This window comes from Paeniglutamicibacter sp. (genome assembly GCF_046714615.1).
Taxonomy (GTDB): domain Bacteria; phylum Actinomycetota; class Actinomycetes; order Actinomycetales; family Micrococcaceae; genus Paeniglutamicibacter.
On record NZ_JBKKAP010000025.1, the window covers coordinates 1 to 23,026 of the forward strand.

Annotated in this window: 18 protein-coding genes; 8 read left to right on the forward strand and 10 right to left on the reverse strand. The window is 64.9% G+C overall.

Features of this window, described 5'->3' with window-relative positions; all coding sequences use genetic code 11:
• Window positions 1-158: 158 nt before the first annotated feature.
• A complete protein-coding gene (locus tag ACLQ7E_RS02930; protein ID WP_411731054.1) occupies window positions 159-917 on the reverse strand; it encodes an IclR family transcriptional regulator in 759 nt (252 codons plus the stop codon).
• A gap of 9 nt (window positions 918-926) precedes the next feature.
• Here ACLQ7E_RS02930 and ACLQ7E_RS02935 point away from each other — a divergent pair, with 9 nt between their 5' ends.
• Window positions 927-1,922, forward strand: a complete 996-nt coding sequence (locus ACLQ7E_RS02935; RefSeq protein WP_411731055.1) for a LysR family transcriptional regulator — start codon at window positions 927-929, stop codon at window positions 1,920-1,922.
• A gap of 40 nt (window positions 1,923-1,962) precedes the next feature.
• Here ACLQ7E_RS02935 and ACLQ7E_RS02940 read toward each other — a convergent pair whose 3' ends face one another.
• The 5 genes from ACLQ7E_RS02940 to ACLQ7E_RS02960 all read right to left on the reverse strand — a co-directional run bounded on the left by ACLQ7E_RS02940 (window position 1,963) and on the right by ACLQ7E_RS02960 (window position 8,368).
• Window positions 1,963-3,303 (reverse strand): MFS transporter, encoded by a 1,341-nt coding sequence (locus tag ACLQ7E_RS02940; protein ID WP_411731056.1) that lies wholly within the window; start codon window positions 3,301-3,303, stop codon window positions 1,963-1,965.
• A complete protein-coding gene (locus tag ACLQ7E_RS02945; RefSeq protein ID WP_411731057.1) occupies window positions 3,300-4,346 on the reverse strand; it encodes an MBL fold metallo-hydrolase in 1,047 nt (348 codons plus the stop codon). The genes ACLQ7E_RS02940 and ACLQ7E_RS02945 overlap by 4 nt, the downstream gene beginning before the upstream one ends.
• A 245-nt stretch (window positions 4,347-4,591) precedes the next feature.
• On the reverse strand, window positions 4,592-4,987 hold the full coding sequence (locus tag ACLQ7E_RS02950) for a nuclear transport factor 2 family protein (RefSeq protein WP_411731058.1): 396 nt from the start codon (window positions 4,985-4,987) through the stop codon (window positions 4,592-4,594).
• On the reverse strand, window positions 4,980-6,389 hold the full coding sequence (locus ACLQ7E_RS02955; RefSeq protein ID WP_411731059.1) for a carboxylesterase family protein: 1,410 nt from the start codon (window positions 6,387-6,389) through the stop codon (window positions 4,980-4,982). The genes ACLQ7E_RS02950 and ACLQ7E_RS02955 overlap by 8 nt, the downstream gene beginning before the upstream one ends.
• Window positions 6,386-8,368: a flavin-containing monooxygenase gene (locus tag ACLQ7E_RS02960; RefSeq protein WP_411731060.1), complete on the reverse strand. Its 1,983-nt coding sequence runs from the start codon at window positions 8,366-8,368 to the stop codon at window positions 6,386-6,388. The genes ACLQ7E_RS02955 and ACLQ7E_RS02960 overlap by 4 nt, the downstream gene beginning before the upstream one ends.
• Before the next feature lie 135 nt (window positions 8,369-8,503).
• Between ACLQ7E_RS02960 and ACLQ7E_RS02965 the strand changes: the two genes are divergently transcribed.
• A complete protein-coding gene (locus ACLQ7E_RS02965) occupies window positions 8,504-9,208 on the forward strand; it encodes a GntR family transcriptional regulator (RefSeq protein WP_411731061.1) in 705 nt (234 codons plus the stop codon).
• Between the two features lie 146 nt (window positions 9,209-9,354).
• Here the strand turns inward: ACLQ7E_RS02965 and ACLQ7E_RS02970 are convergent, their stop codons facing one another.
• Window positions 9,355-10,935, reverse strand: coding sequence for an FAD-binding oxidoreductase (locus ACLQ7E_RS02970; protein WP_411731062.1), 1,581 nt, complete (start codon window positions 10,933-10,935; stop codon window positions 9,355-9,357).
• Window positions 10,936-11,034: 99 nt separating this feature from the next.
• Here ACLQ7E_RS02970 and ACLQ7E_RS02975 point away from each other — a divergent pair, with 99 nt between their 5' ends.
• Window positions 11,035-11,976, forward strand: a complete 942-nt coding sequence (locus ACLQ7E_RS02975; RefSeq protein WP_411731063.1) for a LysR family transcriptional regulator — start codon at window positions 11,035-11,037, stop codon at window positions 11,974-11,976.
• Here ACLQ7E_RS02975 and ACLQ7E_RS02980 read toward each other — a convergent pair.
• Both ACLQ7E_RS02980 and ACLQ7E_RS02985 read right to left on the reverse strand, forming a co-directional pair.
• Complete coding sequence (locus ACLQ7E_RS02980) at window positions 11,973-13,307, reverse strand: LLM class flavin-dependent oxidoreductase (protein ID WP_411731064.1); 1,335 nt, start codon at window positions 13,305-13,307, stop codon at window positions 11,973-11,975. The two genes, ACLQ7E_RS02975 and ACLQ7E_RS02980, sit on opposite strands and share 4 nt — an antisense overlap.
• A 220-nt stretch (window positions 13,308-13,527) precedes the next feature.
• Window positions 13,528-14,853, reverse strand: coding sequence for an MFS transporter (locus ACLQ7E_RS02985; RefSeq protein WP_411731065.1), 1,326 nt, complete (start codon window positions 14,851-14,853; stop codon window positions 13,528-13,530).
• A gap of 290 nt (window positions 14,854-15,143) precedes the next feature.
• Between ACLQ7E_RS02985 and ACLQ7E_RS02990 the strand changes: the two genes are divergently transcribed.
• The 4 genes from ACLQ7E_RS02990 to ACLQ7E_RS03005 all read left to right on the forward strand — a co-directional run bounded on the left by ACLQ7E_RS02990 (window position 15,144) and on the right by ACLQ7E_RS03005 (window position 20,620).
• A complete protein-coding gene (locus ACLQ7E_RS02990) occupies window positions 15,144-16,646 on the forward strand; it encodes a 4-hydroxyphenylacetate 3-hydroxylase N-terminal domain-containing protein (RefSeq protein WP_411731066.1) in 1,503 nt (500 codons plus the stop codon).
• A 12-nt stretch (window positions 16,647-16,658) separates the two neighbouring features.
• Complete coding sequence (locus ACLQ7E_RS02995) at window positions 16,659-18,074, forward strand: MmgE/PrpD family protein (protein ID WP_411731067.1); 1,416 nt, start codon at window positions 16,659-16,661, stop codon at window positions 18,072-18,074.
• 11 nt (window positions 18,075-18,085) lie between these two features.
• The gene (locus ACLQ7E_RS03000; RefSeq protein WP_411731068.1) at window positions 18,086-19,234 is read left to right on the forward strand and encodes a flavin reductase; all 1,149 of its coding nucleotides are present in this window, start codon (window positions 18,086-18,088) and stop codon (window positions 19,232-19,234) included.
• 297 nt (window positions 19,235-19,531) lie between these two features.
• Window positions 19,532-20,620 (forward strand): SDR family oxidoreductase, encoded by a 1,089-nt coding sequence (locus ACLQ7E_RS03005; protein WP_411731069.1) that lies wholly within the window; start codon window positions 19,532-19,534, stop codon window positions 20,618-20,620.
• 52 nt (window positions 20,621-20,672) lie between these two features.
• Here ACLQ7E_RS03005 and ACLQ7E_RS03010 read toward each other — a convergent pair whose 3' ends face one another.
• Window positions 20,673-21,755 carry a zinc-binding dehydrogenase gene (locus tag ACLQ7E_RS03010; RefSeq protein ID WP_411731070.1) on the reverse strand — a complete coding sequence of 361 codons (1,083 nt, stop codon included), beginning with the start codon at window positions 21,753-21,755 and terminating at the stop codon, window positions 20,673-20,675.
• Window positions 21,756-21,867: 112 nt separating this feature from the next.
• Here ACLQ7E_RS03010 and ACLQ7E_RS03015 point away from each other — a divergent pair, with 112 nt between their 5' ends.
• Window positions 21,868-22,959: a Zn-dependent alcohol dehydrogenase gene (locus tag ACLQ7E_RS03015; protein ID WP_411731071.1), complete on the forward strand. Its 1,092-nt coding sequence runs from the start codon at window positions 21,868-21,870 to the stop codon at window positions 22,957-22,959.
• Window positions 22,960-23,026: the final 67 nt, after the last annotated feature.

Consider the following 23,026-nt stretch of genomic DNA (forward strand, 5'->3'; position numbering starts at 1 on the left):
TACACCGGGGTGCTGGCCAACCCGCCGGACCTGCACGACCCGGCGACGCCCGCCACCCGGAGCCGGCCCGGCCCCAAACCGGCGGGGGCCGCCGGGGCCGCCCCTTTGGGGGCGGCCCCGGCGGCACCGTGCGTTAAGCGGCGATTAGCCCTTGGGCGTCAGTCTCCGCGCAGTTTCTCCATGATCTCGGCCGCGGCCAGCTGCAGCGCCTCGATGTGGCTCGGCATGGCGGAGCGGTCGAAGCGAATGCTGGGAGTCGCGGTGGTCACCGCGGCCACCGGACGCCCGTCAGGGTCGTTGATGCTCACGCCCAGGCCCACCACCCCCTGCTCGGTTTCCTCGAAACTGGTGCCGAAGCCGTCCCGGCGGATCTTGGTCATGCTGCGCTTGAGCGCGGCCAGGGTGGTGGTCTTGCTCGTCGGCCAGGGCTGCAACCCGGAGCGGTACAGCTCCTCGAGCTCGGCGTTGGTCAGCCGCGCCAACATCGCCTTCCCGCCCGAGGACACGAAGGCCGGCATCATGTCCCCCACGCGCTTGACCACCCGCAGGGTCCGCGCCGACTCGACGCCCTCGACGAACTGGATGTTGCCTCCGTTCAGGACCATGACCTGCACCGTCTCCCCCACCGTGCCCTGCAGCCGGACCAGCGCCGCCTGCGCGTGCTTGCGCAGCTGCTGGGTGGAGATCAACTGCGGGGTGCGCCCGGAGAGCTCCGGCCCCTGCCGGTAGGTCCGGTCGTGACCCTGGGCTGCGAACCCCCTGAACGCCAGTGCTGTCAGCAGCCGGTGCGCCGTCGAGGGCGCCACGTCCAGCAGCTCGGCCGCGGCCTTGACCGAGAGCGGGCCTGCATCGCGCATGGCAAGCATCAGCAACAGGGCACGGTCTACCGACTCGACGGGCGATGACTTGTTCTCCATGGTGAAATCATGGCACAGCCTGCGAACCGAAACCCAACCGCCGCCACACCCTGGACCGCGCACATCACCTACGCTGGATGGGTGGTCAACTACACCTTCAAGCAATTGCAGTACTTCATTGCCGTGGCCGATTCCGGCACGATCTCCGGCGCGGCCGCAGCCTGCCACATCTCACAGGCCGCGATGTCCCAGGCCATTGGGGAACTCGAGCGCATCGTCGGGTCCCAGCTGTTGGTGCGGCACCGGGCCCGCGGCGTCGTGCTGACCGGGGTGGGAACCCACTTCCTGCGCGATGCCAAGGAATTGGTCAGGCACGCCGAGGAGGTCCAGGGGCTGATTGGGGAGCGCCAGAGTGGCTTGGTCGGCCCGCTGAACATCGGGATGTATTCGGGGCTCTCCGCATTTTGGCTGCCGGTGGTCTGCGAGCGGTTCACCCTGCCGAACCCGGGGCTCGAGGTGCGCATCACCGAGGGCGACGGCGCCGAATTGCAGGAGCGCCTGCTTGAGGGGTACCTCGATGCTGTCATCACCCATACCCGGCACCTACTGCCCCAGGTGCAGCACACCACGGTGATGAGCGGACGCCCCTACGTCCTGCTGCCGGCCGGGCACCGCCTGGCAGGCAGCGGGAGTGTGAGGCTCACCGATCTGGCGGACGAGGACTTCGTGTCCCTGGACATCCCCACGGTGCGCGACAACCAGCTGGTGAACCTGCGCATGTCCGGCCTGGACCCGAAGATCGCCTGGAGCAGCTCGAACTTCGAAGCGGTGCGCGGCATGGTGGCCCGGGGCCTGGGCTACACGGTGCTGGTGCAGCGTCCCCCGGTGGATCTGAGCTACGACGGGTTGCCGCTTGCCGTGCTGGAAATCGAGGGGCAGGTGGGCCACAGCGACATCTGCGTCGCCTACACGGCCTCGGAGCGTCCGAGCCTGCGTCTGCGGGCCTTCATCGAATTCTGCGAACGCATAGGGGCCGAACGCGAGCAGGGGCCGAACCCGTCCTGAATGGACGAGCCCGGCCCCTGGCCGCGGAGGCCGTGGCTGGCTACATCTGCTCGGCGCCCAGGTCGGCGTCCTTGCCTTCCTTGATGCTGCGCATGGCAAGCGCGGCGATGACGAAGACCCCTGCCCACACCGCCCCGGCAATCCACAGCGTGCCGCCACCCAGCAGCACCAGACCGGTGACGATCATCGGGGTGAAGCCGGCACCAAGCGTGGAGGAGAGTTGGTAGACCAGCGAGGCCCCGGTGTAGCGGATCCGGGTGGGGAACAGTTCGGCGGTGAAGGCACCGAACGGCCCAAAGATGGTGCCTTGGATGACGCCGTTGGCCAGGAACAACGCGATCGCGAAGAGCCACAGTTCGCCCATCTGCAGCATCCACATCATCGGCAGGGCCAGCACCGCGCCGGCGATGATGCCGAACATCATGACCGGACGGCGGCCCAGCCTGTCCGAGTAGCGGGAGGCAAACCACACCGCGACGATGGTCAGGGTGGCACCGACGGCCTTGACGTTCAGCACCGCGGTGCGGTCCATCCCTGCTTCCTCGACGACGTAGGAGATGGCCCAGACTGTCATCAGGCCCTGCACGGTGTAGGAGCTCATGCCCACCAGCGTGCCCATGAGAACGGACTTCGGGTACTTGGTCAGCACCTGCAGCAGCGGGATCTTCTTCTCCTCGGCCTTGCCTTCAAGGGCCAGGAAGAGCGGGGATTCGGTGACCTTCAGGCGGATGACCAGGCCGATGGCGACCAGGCCGAGGCTGGCAATGAACGGGATGCGCCAGCCCCAGGCCAGGAACTGTTCGGTGGGCAGCGTGGAGACCGCGGAGACCGCCAGGGTTGCCAGCACCGCTCCGGCCGGGCCGCCCATGTTCGCGAAGCTTGCCGCGAAACCACGGCGCTCCTTGGGTGCGTGTTCCAGGGCCATGAGCATGGCCCCGCCCCATTCCCCGCCCACGGCCAGGCCCTGGATGATGCGCAGGGCAATCAGCGCGATCGGGGCGATCACGCCCACCTGCGCTGTCGGCGGCAGCAAGCCAATGATCGTCGAGGCAACGCCCATCATCACCATGGAGGTGATCAGCACGCCCTTGCGGCCCAGCTTGTCGCCGTAGTGCCCGAAGATGATGCCGCCCAGCGGGCGGGCCAAGTAGCCCACCGCGAGCGTGGCGAAGGAGGCGAAGAGTGCCACCGCGGGCGGGAGGTTGACGAAGAAGACCTTGTTGAAGACCAGGGACGCGGCGGTGGCGTAGAGGATGAAATCGTAGAACTCGATGGCGCTGCCAATGAAGCTGGAGGCCAGGATCCTGCGCATGTGCGGTGAGTTCAGCGACGGGACGGCGACCTCCGGGGACTGCCCGGCGGGGATCTTGGTGTGGCTCATCGTGCAACCATCATTTCTGTTCGAATGCGGTTAAAGGAAATGGTATCGAGGTCCTCGGGAACCAGGAAGGTTCCGGAGAAGTCCTTGGAGTGGGATAGCCACGTGGCTAATGGCGTCGTCCCGGGCACCAGATGGTGCAGGGCCAGGGTGCGGGCCCCGGCGCGATCGGCCAGCTCGATGGCCTGGGCGGCCGAGGTGTGGGAGAGCCGGTGGTGGTCCATCGAGGCGGCGGCCGCCTCGGTGCCGATGCTCCCGTAGCTACGCTGGACCCAGTCGAAGTCAATGGCTTCGTGCAGCAGTAGGTCGGTGTCGCGTGCCAGGGTCACGAGGTTCTCGCACGGCGCGGTGTCCCCGGAGATCGTCACCGAACCCTCGGCGGTGTCGAAGCGGAACGCGAAGGCCGGGGCGATCGGGGGATGCTTGACCAGGGTGGCGGTCACGGTGACCAGCTCGTCCCGGTAGATCTCGAAGGGCTCGAAGTTCTCCGGTGTCGGGTTCGCGTTGGGGTCGTAGCCGGTGCCGGCGGGGATCTGGATGTCCGAGGCAATGAAGTGGTCAAGCGGAGAGGGACGCAGTGCGTCGATCACGCGATCGTTCAAGTCGGTGCCGTAGGCCTGCATGAGGTGGCTGAACATGTCCGCGGTGCCCGGGGTCGGGTTCTTCGGGTAGAGCGGCGTCGGCGGAACCAGTGCCCGCGGGGAGGCCGGCGGCAGGGCGCCGCGGTCCCCGGGGCCGATGATGTGGATCGGCGCCTGCCCGGGAGTGATGGTGAAAAGCCCGAAGATCGCCAGCGACGCCAGGTCGATGGTGTGGTCGGAGTGCAGGTGGGTCAGGAAGATGCCACGCAGGTTCGCGGTGCTGAACCCTGCCTTCATGAGCTGGTTGCCCACACCCGTTCCGGCGTCGACCAGGTACACGGCGTCGCCGACGACCACTGCGGTGGCGATGCCCGCACGCTTGCCGGCGTTTTCACCGGTCCACCAACGGGGACCGCCCGCCGTTCCCAGGGTGACTACATGGGGTTTGAGGGAAGTGCTGTGCACGTGAACTGCTCCTTACGCGAGAAGATTGAGATGTCCTTCACACAAGGATGATGCGTCGCGGCACATACGTAAAACTGTTTTTATCGAATCAATTCATCGGTTTTGCTTATGAACAACTCATGACAGGCCCACGCCGGAAAGAGTTCAAGATCCAGGTTCATGCCTGCTCGATACGAATTCCCGGCCTGCGTTCCCTTACAAGGCGGGTCTTGCCACGCACGGCAAGGATTCCATGTTCCATGTTCCTATGAACCAGGGAGCGTGGTGGCTTGGAACGCCACCAGACTCCAGGCGGAACTTCCGGTCACCCAGAGGTTGGTAGTCCGGGTGGATATCGATTTCTCAACCCCGCCACTGACCAGGCGCATCCGCATGGTGCCCGTCACGGCGGCCAGGCCGGACACCGTTTCCCGCACCGCATCCAATTCGTGCTCAATTTCGAGATAGCGGACAGCACCCTCCGAAATGAACCCCAACAACGTTTCCTTGCTGTCGCAGCGCCCGGTGGAATGGACGTAGCTCAGGGATTCATTGAGCAGTCCGTCAAGGACGGCGAGGTCGGCGGCGATCATGGCATCCAGTCGTGCGGCCTCTGCGTCGAGGATGGCTCGGTGAAAACCGCCGGCCACATCGCTATCCACCTGAAACCTTCTGCACGGGGCGCTTGGCCCCGAACCGGACCTCGAGGGGAATGCTGCGCAGCCCCTCAGCGTCAAGGGCATAACCATGCGCCTGACCGCCGTCCACCGGTGTCAACGCCGTGGGCATCGGGGAGCCTGCCCAACCCGAGGCAACGAATCCCAGCACCAGCGAGCGCAAGTGACCGCCGACCTGTTCGAAGTCCTCGTCCGAGGTCCCCTCCAGCATGGGCGCATCTGACCAATCCGAACGGTTCCCGAAAAGGAACGGGACGTCGAATCCGTGGGCCGAACCCATCCGCGGGTCCTTGGCCTCATAGTCGAAACGCACCGAAGCAACTTCCTTTCCCACCTTGCCGACCGCGAGAACAAGCTCGGCTGCGTAGGACTCGAACTGGTGAAGGGTCATCGCGCCGATCAGCTGCGACTTGGGCGAGTCCGGGTGCTCGGCGGCCAGGTGCGCAGCCACTGCCGATGCATCCTCGAAATGTGCACCAATGAATCCCGCCACCGACGGGGGCCCGAAGGCCGTCTCGGGTGCCCGGCCCAGGAAGGCCGAGGCTTCCCCCGAGGTATGGGTCAACAACATTTCGCCCACGTGCAAACGTTGTGCCGCTGCCCGGACGTCGAAGAGATCAGCCGGCACCACTTCGTCGGCGGCGGGCATGATGCCCAGCCCCTTGCCCGCATAGGCTTGGGAAACGCATTGCTGGGCATCCAGTAGTTCCTCCCCGGTGGCGTCCGCGGCGGTGGAACGGCCCAGCTCCTGGGCGATGATTCGCCGGCGCTCCGCGGCCTCAATGGTTCCCAGGGGCGGTTGGAACGCCAAGGAGAGCAGCGCCGTGCGGGCAATCATCCCGCGTGTCTGCTCCAGCTGACTGAGCAGGAAGGCGTAGAAGGCCCCGGCGGACTGGCCGACCATGGTCAGCTTCCGGGGGTCTCCGCCGTAGCCGGCAATGTTCTTGCCAACCCAGCGCAACGCCTGCACCAGGTCGCCCACGCCCAGGTTTCCGCCACCGATCTCGCCTGCATGGGAGAGCATTCCGAGGCGGTAGTTGACGCTGACCACCACGCATTGCCCTTCGTCCGCGAGGCGGGTTCCGTCGTACCAGCGCACGGTACCCGCGCCGGAAATGAATGCACCTCCCGGGATGTAGAAGAGCACCGGCAGCCCCGAGGCACCAATCGGTGCCCAGATGTTCACCTGGAAGGCGTCCTCCCGCTGAGGGAGTTCGGCCAGTGCCGGCCCCAGCAACCAGTCCAATGCACCCGGGCGCTGCGGAAAGGCGGCAGGTTCCCCGGATGCGCCGGTGATTGGATCGACCAGGGCGGAGAAGCGATCGTTTGGATCGGCCAGTTCCCCGTAGGTGACGCCGCGGTGGACCTGCACTGCGCATGGGCTCACGCGATGGTCTCGTAATCCTCGAGGTTCACGCTCCGGGTGATGTTCCAGTAGTCGAGCATCGGGTAGGGCCAGATCTGCGAGACGCGACCCTGCTTGTTCTTGTACCAGGTCTTCACGTCCGGGTGCCCCCAGGCCTTGGCGCGGTTGGCTTCGTCGAGTTCGGCCACGAACGTTTCCAGCACCTCGGGGTGCAGGTCCAGGGCCTTGAGGTCATCGCTAAGCACGATGCGCAGCGCGTCGAGGATGTAGTTCAGTCCGTATTCGATCATGGAAAACAGCGAACCGTTGACCACGTGGCCGGTGTTGGGCCCCGAGACGATGAACAGGTTGGGGAAGCCCGGCACGGTGATGCCTGCATAGGCGGTGGCGTTGCCGGCCCATTGCTCGTGCAGGTCCTTGCCCTCGCGCCCGGTGATCTTCAGCGGTTCGAGGAACTCGGATGCGGTGAACCCGGTGGCGTAGATGATCACGTCGAGTTCGTGCAGGGTGCCCTCGGCATCGATGATGCCTTCGGCGCACATCTCCGCCAGACCCGCAGTGATCAGCGTGGTCTGCGGCTTCTTCAGGCTGGCCGACCAGACGCCGTTGTCGCGCAGCATGCGCTTGCCGCCGACCACATAGTCGGGGGTGACCTTTTCCAGCAGGTCGGGCCGGTCGGCGTACTGCTTCTGCAGCAGCTCGATCAGCTGGCTGCGCACCCGGGCGTTGGTTTCGGAAACGGAACCGGGGGTGGTCCAGTTCGGGTCGGCCGCGGTGGTGTGCTGGCGTCCCTCGACACCCAGCCAGTGCTGCCAGAAGCGCAGCCACTGGCCGTAGTGCGGCAGGTGTTCGGCCAGCCACAGGACGGATTCGGGCATGTCCTCGTAGTAGAAGGGGGTGGGCAGCATCCAGGGCGAGGAGCGTTGGAAGACCTTCAGGTCCGCCACCTCGTCCACAATGGCCGGGACGATCTGGTAGGCCGAGGCGCCCGAGCCGATGACAGCCACGCGCTTGCCGCGCAGGTCGATGGCCGGATCCCACTGGGCGGAGTGCACCTGGGTGCCGGCGAACTTCTCGCGGCCCGGGGTGTCGGTGAACTTGGGGCGGTCAAGCTGGCCCACCGCCGAAAGGATTGCGTTGAAGTGGCGTACTTCAACCGCTCCGCCGTCGATGCTCATTTCCACTGCCCAAAGTCCGGTGGCCTCATTCCAGACGGCACCGAGGACCTCTGCGCCGAGCTGGATGTTGGAGCTGATCCCGGCGCGGGCTGCGACTTCTCGGGTGTACGAGAGGATCTCCGGTCCTTCGGAGAACTGCTGCGGCCAGTTATCGCGCTGGGCGAACGAGAAGGAGTAGGCGTAGTTGGGGGTGTCCAGACGGACGCCCGGGTAGGTGTTCTTCCACCAGGTGCCGCCGACTTCGTGGCCCTTTTCGAAGACGGTGTAGTCGTAGCCTGCCTGCTTCAGGCGGTAGGCCGCTGCCATGCCGGCAACGCCGGAGCCGATGACCGCGACAGTGAATTCCCTGGTGGGCGCCAGGTCCTTGGCGTGGTGACGTGGGGTGCCATTGTGCTGGGGCACCAGGGCCATGTCGTGCATGAGCATCGGGTGGTATTCGCGGGTGGCGCCGTTTGTCATCCAGTCCAGGATGTCCCCTGCCTGTTCGTCGGTCAGCGGGCTGACACTGGTCAGCTTTTCATCGCGGACCCGGCGCAGCGCGTTGAAGGCCAGCTCGCGGGCGCGTTCCTGGGAGGATGCATCCAAGCCACCGTGGGGCGTGCCCACGGTGTCGACTGGCGGCTGCGGCGGACGCAGGTCCTCGCGCAGTATCGAGTAGTCGCCGGTGACGGCGGCCAGGGCCACCAGCAGGGCGGGCAGGTCGGTGTTCTGCACGATGCGGAGCAGGTGGTCGTCATCGTCGGTGATGGGCGAGTATTCCTCACGCCAGTACAGATCATCGATCTGGGTCTGCGTTCTGTCCTGGATCAGGGATTCGGTCATGTCCGCTCCTAGTGCTGTGGGGGTAACCCGGCCCGCACAACGGGGCCGCATGGTGATTTGTATCAAGTCTCACCCGCGGGTTATGCATAAGTCAACACAAAATGCATTCTCTGCATCGTTTGGTATGATTTTCCCATGGCGAAGATGACCGACTCGGTGACCCTGTCCAAACACATCAGGGACACCATGCGCAACGATATTCTCGAAGGCCGGTGGTCACCGGGCGCACGGCTGCAACTGACCGAACTTTCCGAGCACTATGAAACCTCGAGCACGGTGATCCGCGAGGCGCTGACCCGGCTTGTTGGCGACCGCCTTGTGAAGCTTCGCCCCAATCGCGGATTCTTCGTTCCGGAGCTTTCCCTGGCCGAGCTGAGCGACATCACCGAGATGCGCTGCGTCAACGAAGCATTGGCCGTATCCATGGCCATAGAACGCGGTTCCATTGAATGGGAAAGCGAATTGATCGCGGCCCACCACACCTTGGAACGCACGGTTCGGCGTGATCCGGAGAACCCCGACGTGCACACCGAGGAATGGAACCACGCCCACCAGACCTTCCATGCCAAGCTCGTAGAGGCCTGCGGCGTCCCCGTGCTGATCGACTTGACCTGTACCCTGTCGGACCTGTCCCAGCTCTACGGGCGGTGGGCCGGCATCGCAACACGCGATGTCAAGCGCGATCTCGCCAAGGAGCACCGCAACATCCTCGCCGCGGCCCTGGACCGGGATGCGGAAACGACCGGCGCCCTGTTGCGTCGCCACTACGAGACCACCCTCACCGCGGTGCATCGCGCCGGCGAGGTCGGCCTGGCAAGCACCGCACAGAAGGTGTCATAGCCGACTCCCGGGTTCGTTCCAAACATCAGGCCCACGCCACGGCAGAGGGCCGAACCCTTTGGACGCCCTCGAGCACGGGCCACGACGAAAGCCGCGGTGTCCCCGCCCCCTCGGGCGGGACACCGCGGGAATCCACCACGATTTGGCTAGCGGACCTCGGCCACCGCTTCGAGCGACGATCGAGCCTCGCGGTAGCGGGCCGGCCACACGCCCTGCTTGCCCGGGGCGATGACACCGGCCGGATCAAGGGCATCCTTGAGCTTCTCTTGCAGCCGCCGGATCGCGTGGTTGTTAAAATCGAACCCGTCGGCAATTCGGTCCATGTAGTCGACGTGGCTGCGGTACGGCGCATACCCGCGCGAACGGGCGACCTCCAGTAGCTCCGAGTACAGGGCGCGGGCCCGAGTCAGCATTTCCTCGTTGCCGCGCTCGAAGAAGATCATCGTCACGTGGACCATGTGCCGCGGGTACAGGTGGTAGCCGATGTACAGGTCGAATCCGTGCTTGGTATAGAGGCGCTTGGCCTCCTTGTAGAAGGAATACACTTCCTCGCCCCGGGCCGGGATGATCGGCGCCGCGTCGATGTGTCCGCCGTTTTCCGCAGCCCATCCCACGGTGGACAGCGGCTTGAGCGTGGGTACCCCGGCCATTTGCGTGCGGTCCAGGTCGGCGATGTCCCCGTGCTGCAGGGCCATGCCCTCGACGCCCGAGTAGAACCGGGCATCCACGCGGGCACCCGGGATCACAGAGATGCGTTCCTTGATGATTTCCAGCCGGCGTTCGCACAGCCCCAGATCGCCATAGAGGGCAAACTTGCCGTTCCACTGGCCCAATCCGAATTCCTGGCGCATTTCCTCGAGCCGCCAGTCTGGAATCGACCCCTCGCCGTCCCAGAACTTGGCACGGTTCCCCCGCATGGTGGCGGCGCGGACCACGTTGCCGCACAGGGCATTGTTCTGGATGATTTCTTCGCGGCGCAGCGTGGTGAGGATGTCGATCAGCTCAGGCAGGTCTTCCTCGCGCTCAACGGCAATGTCGCCGTTGACGTAGGTGTGCGGGGCCGGCTGCAGCCATAGGCCCACCTGCGTGACGACCCCGAGGTTCGACTGGGTGAACAGCCCATCGAGCGTGGGCCCGAATCCGCCTTGGAAGATCGGTCCGAGGTCGGTGCCCTCCATGGCTCCCATGCCGGTGCGCACCAGGTCGCCGTCGGGCAGCACGACCTCCATGCCACAGAGGGACTTCACGTGGTCCCCGTGCGGCGTCATGCCGTAGCCGCGGTCGAGCATGTTGCCCAGCACCGAGCCCCAGCCCAGCGCAGGGACGCTCATCCACACCTTCAGTCCGTTTTCCCTGATGTATTCAAAGAGATCGAAGAAGGTGACCCCCGGTTCCACGACGGCGTAGCAGAGTCGATCGTCGACCTTCAGGATCCTGTTCATCCGGCTCAGGTCAAGTGCCACCATGCCGGCGTCGCGCGGCTCGGGGCCGCCATAGCCAAGGTTCTTTCCGCACGAGAAGGTCCACAGCGGCACCTCGAGCTCGGTGGCCAGGCGCACGATCCGCTGCACCTCGGCGGTGCTCGCCGGACGCACCCCGGGCCACGGGACACGTCCGGGGTTCAACGGGTATGGATCGATATATCCCTCGGGATGCTCCAGTGCCACCACGTTCTCGGCACCGACGATTTCTTCCGCGCGACGCAGAAATTCCTCACGACGATCCATTGCTCATCCTTTCGTGACCCGGGCGAAGCCGCGGGCCGATCCCTACTAAGTCAAAGATTGTGTACTGCATTGCATTTCGCATCAATTAGATTGATAAGTATGAATCTTGAGTCCCACCCTCAACTGACGTTGCGCCAACTGTGGCATTTCGTGGTCGCCGCCGAGACCGGAACAATGGCCGAGGCCGCCCGCCGGCTGCATATGGCACCCTCTGCCATCTCCATGTCGATTGCGGAACTCGAGCGGATCATTGGCTCGGATCTTGCCATCAAGCGACGCGCCAAGGGCCTGACCCTCACCGCCACCGGCAGGACCGTGCTGCAACAGGCCCGCACGCTGCTGGAACTGGCCGATGAGCTCGAATCCCTGGGACAGGGAACCCGCGCCTCGTTGCGTGGCCCGCTCACGGTCGGATGCTTCATGACCCTGGGGCCCACGATCATTCCCACGATGCTCACCGCCTTCGCCGAGCAATGCCCGGAGGTGGAGGTCGACTTCGTCGAGGGTTACCACGACGAAATGCAGCAGGCGCTGCTCGACGGATCGATCGACGTGGCCTTCCTCTACGGCGCCGAGATTTCCCCGTCCCTGCTCAGCGCCCCGGTCGCTGTCGCCAAACCCTACGTGCTGGTTGCATCCAACCACCGACTCAGCGCCCAGGACACGATCACCCTGGCGGATATTGCCGAGGAGCCGCTGGTGCTCTTCGATGCGGAGCCGGTGTCCCGCAGGATCCTGGGCTTGTACGAGCAAGCGGGGATCGCCCCGGTGATCCGCCACCGCTCCCGAAGCTACGCGACGGTTCGCTCCCTGGTCGGCTCCGGGCGCGGCGTGGCGGTGCTGTTCCAGCAACCGGCGCTCGATGCGCCTTACCAGGAACTTCGCGTGGTTCTCAAGCCCCTTCGCACTCCCCGACGGGGAAACGCCGAGCCGGTTCCCGTCTCCGTGGCGTGGCCGCGCAGCACCCGGCTGAGCGTGCGCGCCCAGGCCTGGATCGAGGTGGCTACCGAGCTTTTCGACCACGCCGCACCACCGGCCTAGGCCAGGACGTTGGTGCGGATCGAGGATGGACGCGACAATCCGAGGTTCTCACGCAGCGTGGTTCCCTCGTACTCCGAACGGAAGTAGCCGCGCTCCTGGAGCTCGGGGACGAGCTTGTCGCAGATCAGCTTGAAGCCGCCCGGGTTGAACGGGGAGTTCAGGTTGAAGCCGTCGCAGGCCTTGGACTCGAACCAGTCGATCATTCGGTCGGCAACGGCACCCGGGGTGCCGGCCATCCACTGGTGGCCGGTCGATCGGGCCAAGTCCACGATCAGTTCTCGCAGGCTCATGCCCTGCTCCACCGACTTGCGGCGGTAGATCTGGTAGCGCGATCCCATGGCAGGGTCATCGGAGAACCACTCGGCCGGGATCGACTCGTTGAAGTCCAGCGACGAGAGGTCCAGCTTCAGGTCCGCGCCCACCTGCACGCGCCCGTTGCCCATGTGGATGTGGTTGGCCAGGTGCTCGGCAAGCTCGTCGGCTTCCTTCTGGGTATCGCCAAGGATCGGCAGGATTCCGGGAATGATCTGTACGTCCTGCGCGCGACGCCCCTTGGCCTCGGCCATCGCCTTGAACTTCGCATAGAACTCGATGGACGGTTCCTTCATGGGCTGCGCAGTGTAGATGCCGTCGGCGATCGAGGATCCCAGCTCCATGCCTGGGCCCGAGGAACCGGCCTGCACCAGCACCGGGCGCCCCTGGGGGGAACGCGGCATGTTGATCGCACCCTCGACATTGAAGAATTCGCCGCGGTGGTTGATCGGATGGATCTTGGCCGTGTCGACGTACCAGCCGGTTTCCTTGTTGTTGGTTACCGCGTCGTCCTCCCATGAGTCCCAGAGCTTCTGGACGACGTCGACGAACTCGGTGGCTCGGCGATAGCGGGTCGCCGGATCCGGCGCCTCGGTGATGCCGAAGTTCTGGAATCCGTCCGAAGAGGTGACGATGTTCCAGCCAGCCCGGCCCCCGGACATGTGGTCAAGACCGGCCATCTGGCGGGCGACGTTGTAGGGCTCGGAGAAGGAGGTGGAGACCGTGCCGATCAGGCCGATGTTCTTGGTGCGGGCGGCGAGGGCGGCTAGCACCGTCATCGGCTCGTAGAAGCCGTTCATCTTGATGTCGCCGCGCATCACGGTGTTGGCGTGGACGATATCGCCGAAGAAGATTGCGTCAAGTTTCGCGTCCTCTGCCATCTTGGTCAGGTCATAGACGAATTCCAGGTTGGCCAGTTCCTCGGAGCGACTTCCCTCCATGCGCCAGGAGTCCTTGTGGTAGCCGGCCGGCAGCATGAATGTCGTTAACACCATGTGCTTGGGGTTCTTCGGTGCCATTGCGGCTGTTCCTTTCGCAGGCGTCCATCGCTTCGGTGCGACGAGACGGTACTCACATTGGGGGGGCTTTGGTTCAATCGTCCCAAGGGAACCAAAATTCGTAAATACAGAAGTTTCTGTTCAATAAGGTCAGTTTTTCTGATGATTGGACTCGCGCTCATCGACGAGGGGCCGATACCCGGAAATATCGGCCCCTCGGTTCACTTCGTCACGTCGCGCATCAGTGTGTTTGCAACTGCCGGGCCTTCGCATGCTTCTTGGGCTGCATGGAATCGGCCCCCTCGGGACCCATGCGCACGGCGACGAGACCAAGGATCAGGATCGCCACCCAGAAGACACCCACCCAGACGAAGCCGCCGACCAGCGTGAGTGCCGTGGCGATCATCGGGGTGAATCCCGCGCCCAGGGTCGCGGCACCCTGGTATGACAACGAGGCTCCGGTGTATCGGACGCTTGCCGGGAAAAGCTCCGAGATGTAGGCGCCGATGGGACCGGCCAGAATGCCCTGGACAACGCCGTTGCCGACGAGCACCGCGACCATGAAGCCCCAGGCCGTGCCGTTGTGCATCAGGAAGAGTGCAGGAAAGGCCCACAGGACCCCCAGGATTCCGCCGAGGGTCAGCACGGCGCGGCGCCCAATGCGATCCGACAATCGCGCGGCCCAGAAACAGACGGCAATGGTAATGACTGCCGCGAGGCCCTTGATGTTCAGCACCGTCGAGCGGTCAACGCCCTCGCTGACGGCCACGGACACACCCCACGAGGTCAGGATGCCCTGGCAGGTATAGAAGCCGAGGGAGGCAACCAGCGTGATAGTGACGATGCGGGGGTGGTTGCGCAATACGCGCATGATCGGCGAACGGCGTTCCTTCTCCATGCTTTCCGCCCTGACATCGAGCTCCTTGAACACAGGAGACTCTGCAACCTTCAGGCGAATCACCATGCCGACAACGATAAGGACCGCGGAGAACAGGAACGGTATGCGCCAACCCCACACGAGGAACTGGTCTCCGGTGAGGGCCGATACCCCGGACACGACGAAGGTGGCCAGCAGTCCGCCGGCGGGGCCGCCGGCGTTCGCGAACGATGCGGCAAGTCCACGCTTGGACGCCGGGGCGTGCTCGAGTGCCATCAGTGTCGCACCGCCCCATTCACCGCCCACGGAGATGCCCTGGACCATGCGCAACAGCACAAGGATGACCGGGGCCGCCATTCCAATGGATGCGGTGGTCGGGAGGAGGCCTATGGCGATTGTCGCAAAGCCCATCAGCATCATCGAGAGCACGAGCATCTTCTTGCGCCCCACCAAGTCACCAAAGTGACCGAAGATGATGCCGCCAAGGGGACGGGCAACGTATCCGACAGCCAAGGTTCCGAAGGAAGCGAAGAGCGCAAGACCCGGGGCCAGGTTGCCAAAGAAGACCTTGTCAAAGATCAGCGCGGCGGCCGTCGCATAAAGGATGAAGTCGTAGTACTCAATAATGCTTCCCAGAAGGCTTGAGCCGAGCACGCGGCGCAGGTCCTTGGTATTGAGGGTGTCGGACACCGGCGCATCCTTCGTTGGGGGGAGTTTTTTGATCGGCACTGGAACGCTTCCTTCGACTACAAAAAGTGTGACTTAGTTCATGATGACCCACATCACGCCAAACTGCAAAGTTTACGCATTTTTTACATGAGAATATTTTCTTGCATGACCGGCATCCCCGCGCCCCACTTCCAAAAATGCGAAAAATGGGTGGCTTTGCCATTGCGCGATCCAAGGACAGGTATATAAACTGATAGCCAGAATATATTCTCACTGCATCAGGGTGAGATACTTACCCTAAGGAGAACCAAGTGAGCGCACGCACAGGAGCACAGTACAAGGCGGGCCTAAAGGACACCCGAGAGGTCTGGTTGGGGAACGAACGCATCGACATCACCGAGCACCCCACCTTTAGCGGTTCGATCAACGGCATGGCCGCCTACTTCGATTACCAGCACAAGTACGCCGCCGACTGCCTCATGACGGACATGGAATCGGGAGAAGAGCACAACGTCTCGCTGCTGCGTCCACGCAATGCCGAGGACATCGCCCGACGTCACCGGGCCTTCGACCGCCTGGCCCGCTACTCCAACGGCATGCTCGGCCGCACCCCCGACTATGTCAACGTGGTGCTCGCCGGCCATGCCTCGCGCAAGGACATCTTCGACCGCTCCGGCGACCCCGTGTACTTCGAGCGCCTCGAAGCCTACTGGAAGCACGTGCAGAAGCACGACCTGGCCCTGACCCACACCATCGTGCACGCCGCCATCGACAAGTCGGTCGGAGAACTGCAGGGCATCAACGAGGAACTCACCCTGCGCGTCGTCGACCGCACCGACGAAGGGCTGATCGTCCGCGGCGCCAAGATGCTCGCCACGCTCGGCCCGATCGCCGACGAGCTCTACGTCTACCCTGCCGTCCCCATCCAGAAGGGGTACGAGGAATACGCACTTTCCTTCGCCATCCCGGTGGCAACCCCCGGTGTCGTCTCGGTGTGCCGGGACCACTACGGCGTGGACCAGGAAGTCGTTGACAAGCCGTTCTCCTCGCGCTTTGACGAGCAGGATGCCGTCATCATCTTTGATGATGTCCTGGTTCCCTGGGACCGCGTCTTCATCGACGGCCAGCTGGATGTCTACAACGCCCTCAACGGCGGCACCGCAACGGGCAACACCCAGCAGCAGACAGCCATTCGCGCCTCGGTGAAGCTCGAGTTCGCCTACGACCTGTGCACCCAGATGGCCAAGGTCACCGGCACCGATTCCAAGCCCGACACCGCCTCGATGCTTGGCGAGATCTACTCGTACCTGCGCATCGCACGCGCTGTCATCCACTCCGCGGAGATGAATGCCTCGGAATGGGGCGGCGGGGCCTACTTCTGCCACGACGACATCTCCGCACTGCGCACCATGATGCCGCTGTGGATGGCGCGGGTTAACGACATCATCAAGTCCATGGGCTCGCACAACCTGCTGGCCACCCCGACCGCGGCATCCTTCGGGGATCCGCGCCTTGGCCCATTGCTGCGCAAGTACCTGCCGGGTGCCGGCGGCATCTCGCCGGAGGAGCGTGCCAAGATCTTCCGCACCGCATGGGACTTCGCCGGCTCCGCACTGGGCAGCCGCAACGAACTCTACGAGCGCTTCTACCTCGGCTCGGTCAACCGTGCCCGGGCGTTGGACCACAAGAAGGCACAGGCCAAGGGCGAGACCGGATCCTTCGACGCGATGTTTGCCGAACTGGGCATCTTTCCGGTCCTGACCGAGTCCGAGGACCTGGGACTCGACGCGGCCACACTGACCGCCCGGGCCTAGGGAAGAACGGCAATGGAAACCGCAACTCCCCTGGTGGACCGGCTCGTCGCCCATGCGCTCGGGACAACCTTTGGGGACCTCAATCCGCGGACCGTGGACCGGGTGAAGACCCGGCTGCTGGACACCCTCGGTGCGATGGCCGCGGGCCACGGCGAGCCCGACTCAGCAGCCATGCTTCGGGTGGCCGCCGCATGGGGCGCAGGCGACGAGGCCGCGGTTCCCGGCACCTCGTTGCGGTTGCCCGCGGCCTCCGCCGCATTCGCCAATGCCGTGTTGGCCCGGTCCTTCGACTTCGAACCGGTCGAGGCCGATGGGCCGGACGGAACCCGTGTGGCCGCCCACATCTCCGGGACCACCGTTCCGGTCGCGCTGGCCCTGGCCGAACTCACCGGCGCGAGTGGCGAGGCATTGCTGACCGCACTGGCGGTCGGCGACGACGTGACGGCACGCCTGGCCGTCGCCAGTGGCTTCGACGTGTACTCGGGGCAGGACAACACCGGCACGGTCAATGCCCTGGGGGCAACGCTCCTGGCGGCCCGGATGCTCGGACTGGACGCGGCAGCGGCCAAGCACGCGCTGGGCATCGCGGGCAACCAACTCGGCGGCACCGTTGCCAACATCTTCGACGCGGCGAGTGCCTTCAAGTTGCCGATCGCCTTCGCGGCGCGCACGGCCATCGCCTCCGCCCAGCTGGCGGCCGCCGGACTCACCGGCCCGAATGATCCGTTGGAGGGAAAGCACGGGTTCTTCCAGATGTACTGCACTGACCCCAATCCCGAACTGGCCGGAGCGGAGCTCGGCGAGCAGTTCTTCGGGGACACAACCATCAAACCGTGGTCGAGCTGCAGGGCGGCACAGCCGTCCCTTGAAGCCTGCATCCGCTTGGTCACCGAGGAAGGCGTGGCGATCGAGGACATAGACAAGGTCGAAATCCATGTGACGGCACGGACGCTTGGTGGTTTTGTCGGCGCGCGCTTCGACCCGGCCGAGCGCCGCGCGGTGGCCGGGCTGTTTTCGATCCACTTCACGGCCGCTGCTGCCCTGCTGCACGGCACCGTGCGCCCCGAACACCTCACCCCAGAGGCCATGGGCGATCCACGCATTGCCTCGTTGCTTGAACGCATCGAGCTTGTCGGTTCGCTCCCAAATGACCAACGCCTCACCGCCGAGGCCACGGCAACCCTGCGGGACGGGAGCACTCGGCATGTACGTGTCGAGAATCCCGCCGGAAACCACGCATCGACACCGCTGAGCCAGGCACGGCTTCTGGAGAAGTTCACCCTGAATCTCGGCTTCGGCCTGCCGGGCATGGCCGATCGCGCACCCCTGGTCATCGACGCCGTCCAGGTCCTGGAAACGGCCGACACCGTGGGGGACCTCATGGCAGCCCTCAACCCCACCCGCACTGTTTCAACCCTGATCCGCTAGGAGAAGTTACGATGAAAACCCAAAACACCGCCGACCAGACCGCTGTCGTCGAGGCCGGGATCTTCCGCAACGTGGTGGGCCACTTCGCCTCGGGCGTCACGGTCATCACCACCGTCGTGGACGGAGTCCTCTACGGCACCACCGCGTCGGCTGTTTCCTCGCTGTCGATGGAACCGCCAATGATGCTCGCCTGCCTCAACCGCTCCTCCTCCACGCACGACCGCGTGGTCTCGGCCGGATACTTCGGCATCAACATCCTGGCCGATGACCAGAGCGACTTGGCGTTCCACTTCGGACGGAAGGGCGAGGACAAGTTCGCCACCGTCCCGCACACTATCTCCCCCGAAGGCATCCCGCTGATCGACGGCGCGCTGGCCACCATCGTGTGCAAGGTGGATGAGACGGCAACCGGCGGCACCCACACGGTCTTCCTTGGCTTGGCCACCAGCGCCGAGGCCCACGACCGCCAGCCACTGGCCTACTACCGCGGCACCATGGGTCGGCTGGAACCGGTCAAGGAATTGAGCGCCTACAAGGCCACCCGCGACTGGGTGTTGCAGCGCCGCACCCACTTGGGCGCGGACCTGGATGTCGCTGGCATTGCCGAGTCCACCCGTTCCGAGGCAGCCCACGTGGGCAACGCCCTCGTGAAGCTGGAAAGCGAGCATCTGGTCTTCCGCACGGAGGCGGGAACCTTCCAGCCCCGGCCGATCACCGCGGAATTCACTGACTCGGCCTACGATTCACGCGCCACCATCGAATCGGGCATCATTGCCTCGCACCTGGACAAGATCACCGGTGAGGTCATCGCCGAGCTGCGGCGTATCACCGGCGAATTGGCCAGGCTTCGCCAGGAATCGGAGTCCGACCTTGACGAGTTCCTGGCCCTGAATGTTGCCTACCACGATGCCCTGGTTGGCGTCGCCGGCTCGAGCCAGCTGACCGACTCGTTCCGCCGCCTCGGCGTGGGAACCGTGTGGCGTCAGGCGCTCACCCCCGCCGAATGGTCGCGCCAGATGGACCACACCCACGTCGCCGCGCTGACCGAGGCCCTTGCCGCGCACGACGCGGCTGCGGCCCAAGATGCCCTGGCCGCGCACACCGCCTTCGGCAAGGCGCTGGCCCGGGAGGTCGTAGCCCGGCACGGAGGCACGGTCTAGGGGACAGCTTCCGGAAAGCCCCGACCCAAAGCCAAGGCAGGTCCGTTCCCTAAGGGGACGGACCTGCCTTGGCTTTGCCATTCGGCCCGTTCACAAGTTTCGTTCGACCTGTCGGCGTGTTGACGGAGGTGGCTGGTGCCGTCCGTTTTGGCGTCCGTTCCACATGCCATGGCCTGCCACCGGCCACTGGATCCGGGCATCGCCGGCGATGATACGGTGACTGTGTCCGCAAGAACGAATCGGACAGCATGATCGCGCCCGGCGGGTGCCGCCCGGGGAAAAAAGCCAAGGAGCCCCATGACGAATACGGAAAACACCCCTCGGCGAAGCGCCCTGGTCGTCGGCGGAACCGGGATCTCCGGCAGTGCCCTGACCCGGGAACTGGTCGCCCAAGGGTGGCAGACCACCAGCCTGTCCCGGCGCCAGGCGGTTTCCCAGCCCGGCGTCGAAACCGTCCGGGCGGACCTGGCCGACACGCAGGCCGTGCAGGAGGCCCTCTCCGGGCTGGACCCGACCCATGTCTTCTTCACGGCATGGAGCCGCAGGCCCACCGAAGCGGAAAACATCACCGTCAACGCCGCCATGGTCCGCAACGTCCTTGACACGACGGGGCCCTCCGGGAACCTGCAGCATGTAGCGCTTGTGACCGGATTGAAGCACTACCTCGGCCCGTTCGAGGCCTACGGCACCGAGGCAACACGCGACACGCCCTTCCACGAGGACGAACCCCGGTTGGAGACCCCGAACTTCTACTATGCCCAGGAAGACGAGCTGTGGCAGGCGGCGGCTGAATACGGCTTCGCCTGGAGCGTCCACCGCTCACACACCATGATCGGGCACGCCCTGGGCAACGCCATGAATCTCGGCCAGACCCTCGCTGCCCAGGCCGCCCTGTGCCGTGCCGAAGGTGCGCCGTTCATCTTCCCCGGCAACGAGGCGCAGTGGAACGGCGTCACAGACATGACCGACAGCTCATTGCTCGCCCGGCAGATGATCTGGGCCGCCACAACCCCTAATTTGCCCAGCCAGGCCTACAACACCGCAAATGGAGACGTCTTTCGCTGGCGGTGGATGTGGCCGAGGATCGCACAACTGCTGGGCGTCGAACCCGAGGGCTACGCCGACCGACCGCGCCCCCTGGAAGACCAAATGGCAGGCAAAGACGACTTGTGGCGCGAGCTCGTCGAAAGCGAGGACCTGGCCGAACCCGAGCTGGCCCGCGTGGCGTCCTGGTGGCACACCGACGGCGATCTCAACCGCCCCGTTGAATGCTTCACCGACATGACCCGTAGCCGCAGCGCCGGGTTCACCGACTACGCCGACACGCTTGCCTCCTTCGCCACCCTGTTCGAGACCCTGCGTCGCGAGCGCGTGATTCCTGCTTGATGCCGGGCGGTGTCACCGCTCTCGTGTCCGGGTTCTCCTCGAGGTGGACGATTTAGAAGCGAATGATGCTGCGCGCTATGGCCCCTGTTTCCTGGCGTTCGTAGGCTTCGTTGATCTGCTCCAGCTCGATCTCCTGGGCAATCAGGTCATCGAGGTTCAACCGGCCCTGTAGGTAGAGCTCCGCGTAGTAGGGGATGTCCTTGCGGATGTTCGAGGAGCCCATGTAGATCCCGTGCAGTGAGCGCTGCTTCACCAGCAGGTCCATCATGACGCTCAGCTCCAACGGCTTGCCCTGCGGGATGCCGATGAAGTGCACGTCGCCGCCGGTGCGGGTCGCTTCGATGGCCTGGCGCTGGGTGGCACCCAAACCGATGGCCTCGAAGGCGTGGTGCACGCCGCGGCCGGTGATTTCCTGCACGCGGGCGACAACATCCTCCTCGGCGCCGTTGATCACGTGGGTGGCGCCGAACTTGCGGGCCAGCTCCAGCTTGTCCGGCTGCAGGTCGATGCCGATGATGGTGCGGGCCCCGGCCAGGCGGGCGCCTGCCACCAGGTTCAGGCCGATGCCGCCGAGGCCAACCACTGCTACGCTCTGCCCGGGGGCGACCTTGGCCGAGTTCAGCACGGCACCCACGCCGGTGGCCGTCGCGCAGCCGAGCACCGCGGCCTGGGCGAACGGGATCTCGGCGGGGATCTTCACCAGCTTGTTCTGGTGCAGCACGGTGAATTCGGCGAAGCCGGCGACGCCGAAGGCCTCCACGCGCTGCCCGTCGAGGCTCAGGCGCGCCGGGTCTTGCGGGGCGCGCATGACAGCGCCCGGGTTCAGACAGCGGTAGGTGGCACCATTGACGCATTCCTCGCAGGCGCCGCAGAAACTGATTTCGCTGCCAATCACGTGGTCGCCGATCTGGAAGTCGGTGGCCTCGGGCCCCAACTTCACGACAACACCCGCCATTTCGTGGCCCACGACCATCGGCAGCGGGCGGCCGCGGTCCACGCTTGCGACGATCATGTCGGAGTGGCATAGGCCCGCGGCCTCGACCCGGACCAGCACCTCGGCACCCCGCGGTTCGTCGATGTCCAGGTCCTGGATTTCGAATCCTGCTCCGATGGCATTGATGACTGCTGCACGCATGGCACTCCTTGAGTTTGCAGAACGCTACTTAAAATACATAATCTCTACTAGTATATTTTCATAAGGTGGCCTGTGTCACCAATTCGACCGATTATTTCTTGAAGGGAACTCCATGAGAGCTGCAGTGGTCTCCGAGGTGAAAGGTGCCTTTGAGGTACTCGAGATAGCTATCGACAATCCGGCGCCGCAGGAAGTGCTCATCGACGTGCGGGCCAGCGGCCTATGCCACTCGGACCTGCACGTGGCAAGCAACGACGTGGGCTTCCCGATGCCCGCCGTGCTGGGCCACGAGATCTCCGGCGTCGTGGCGGCGCTCGGTTCCGCGGTCACTGGCCTGGCGGTGGGCGACCACGTGGTGACTTCCCCGGTGCACTCCTGCGGCTCCTGCAGCTCGTGCCGTGCAGGCCGCCCCTACCAGTGCCGTGTCCCCTCGCACACCTCCAGGGCGCCGGGTTCCGCCCCGCGGCTAAGCCTGGACGGCCGCGCGCTGACCCAGTTCATCGGCGTCGGTGGGTTCGCCGAGCAGGTCCTGGTCCACCAAAACACCGTGGTGCCCGTTCCCCGCGAGATCCCCTTCGACAAGGCGGCGCTGCTCGGCTGCGGCGTTGTCACAGGCGCGGGTGCGGCAATCAACACCGCCAGGATCCGTCCCGGCGACACCGTGGCAGTCATCGGCGCAGGCGGCGTGGGGTTGAACGTCATCCAGGGGGCCAGGCTCGCCGGGGCCTCGCGCATCATCGCCATCGATCTGCAGCCGGCCAAGCTGGAGCTTGCGACCATCTTCGGGGCAACCGACGTCATCCACGGCGGCGACTCGGACGCCGTGGCCGAGGTCCTTCGGCTCACCGGCGGCGGCGTCACCCATTCCTTCGAGGTCATTGGCCTGAAGCGGACCACGGAACAGGCAGTGGCCATGCTCGAGGTCGGAGGAACCGCCTACCTGATCGGCGTGCACCAGCCCGGGTCCACTATCGATGTCACCCCGTTCGGCGACCTCATGGGCAAGCAGAAGGGCATCCGCGGCGTGGCAATGGGATCAAGCAACATCGCCATGGACATCCCCATGTACGCCAACCTGTACTTGCAGGGGCGCTTCAAGCTCGACGAGCTGGTTTCCTCCCATATCGGCCTGGACGGCATCGAGGCCGGCTACGAATCGCTACGGTCGGGCGCCGTGGCCCGCAACGTGATCACCACCTTTTAGCTCCACGACGAAAGTGGTCCCCGGGGGTGATAAAACCCGGCCCCATTGTATATGATACGCCCAACGT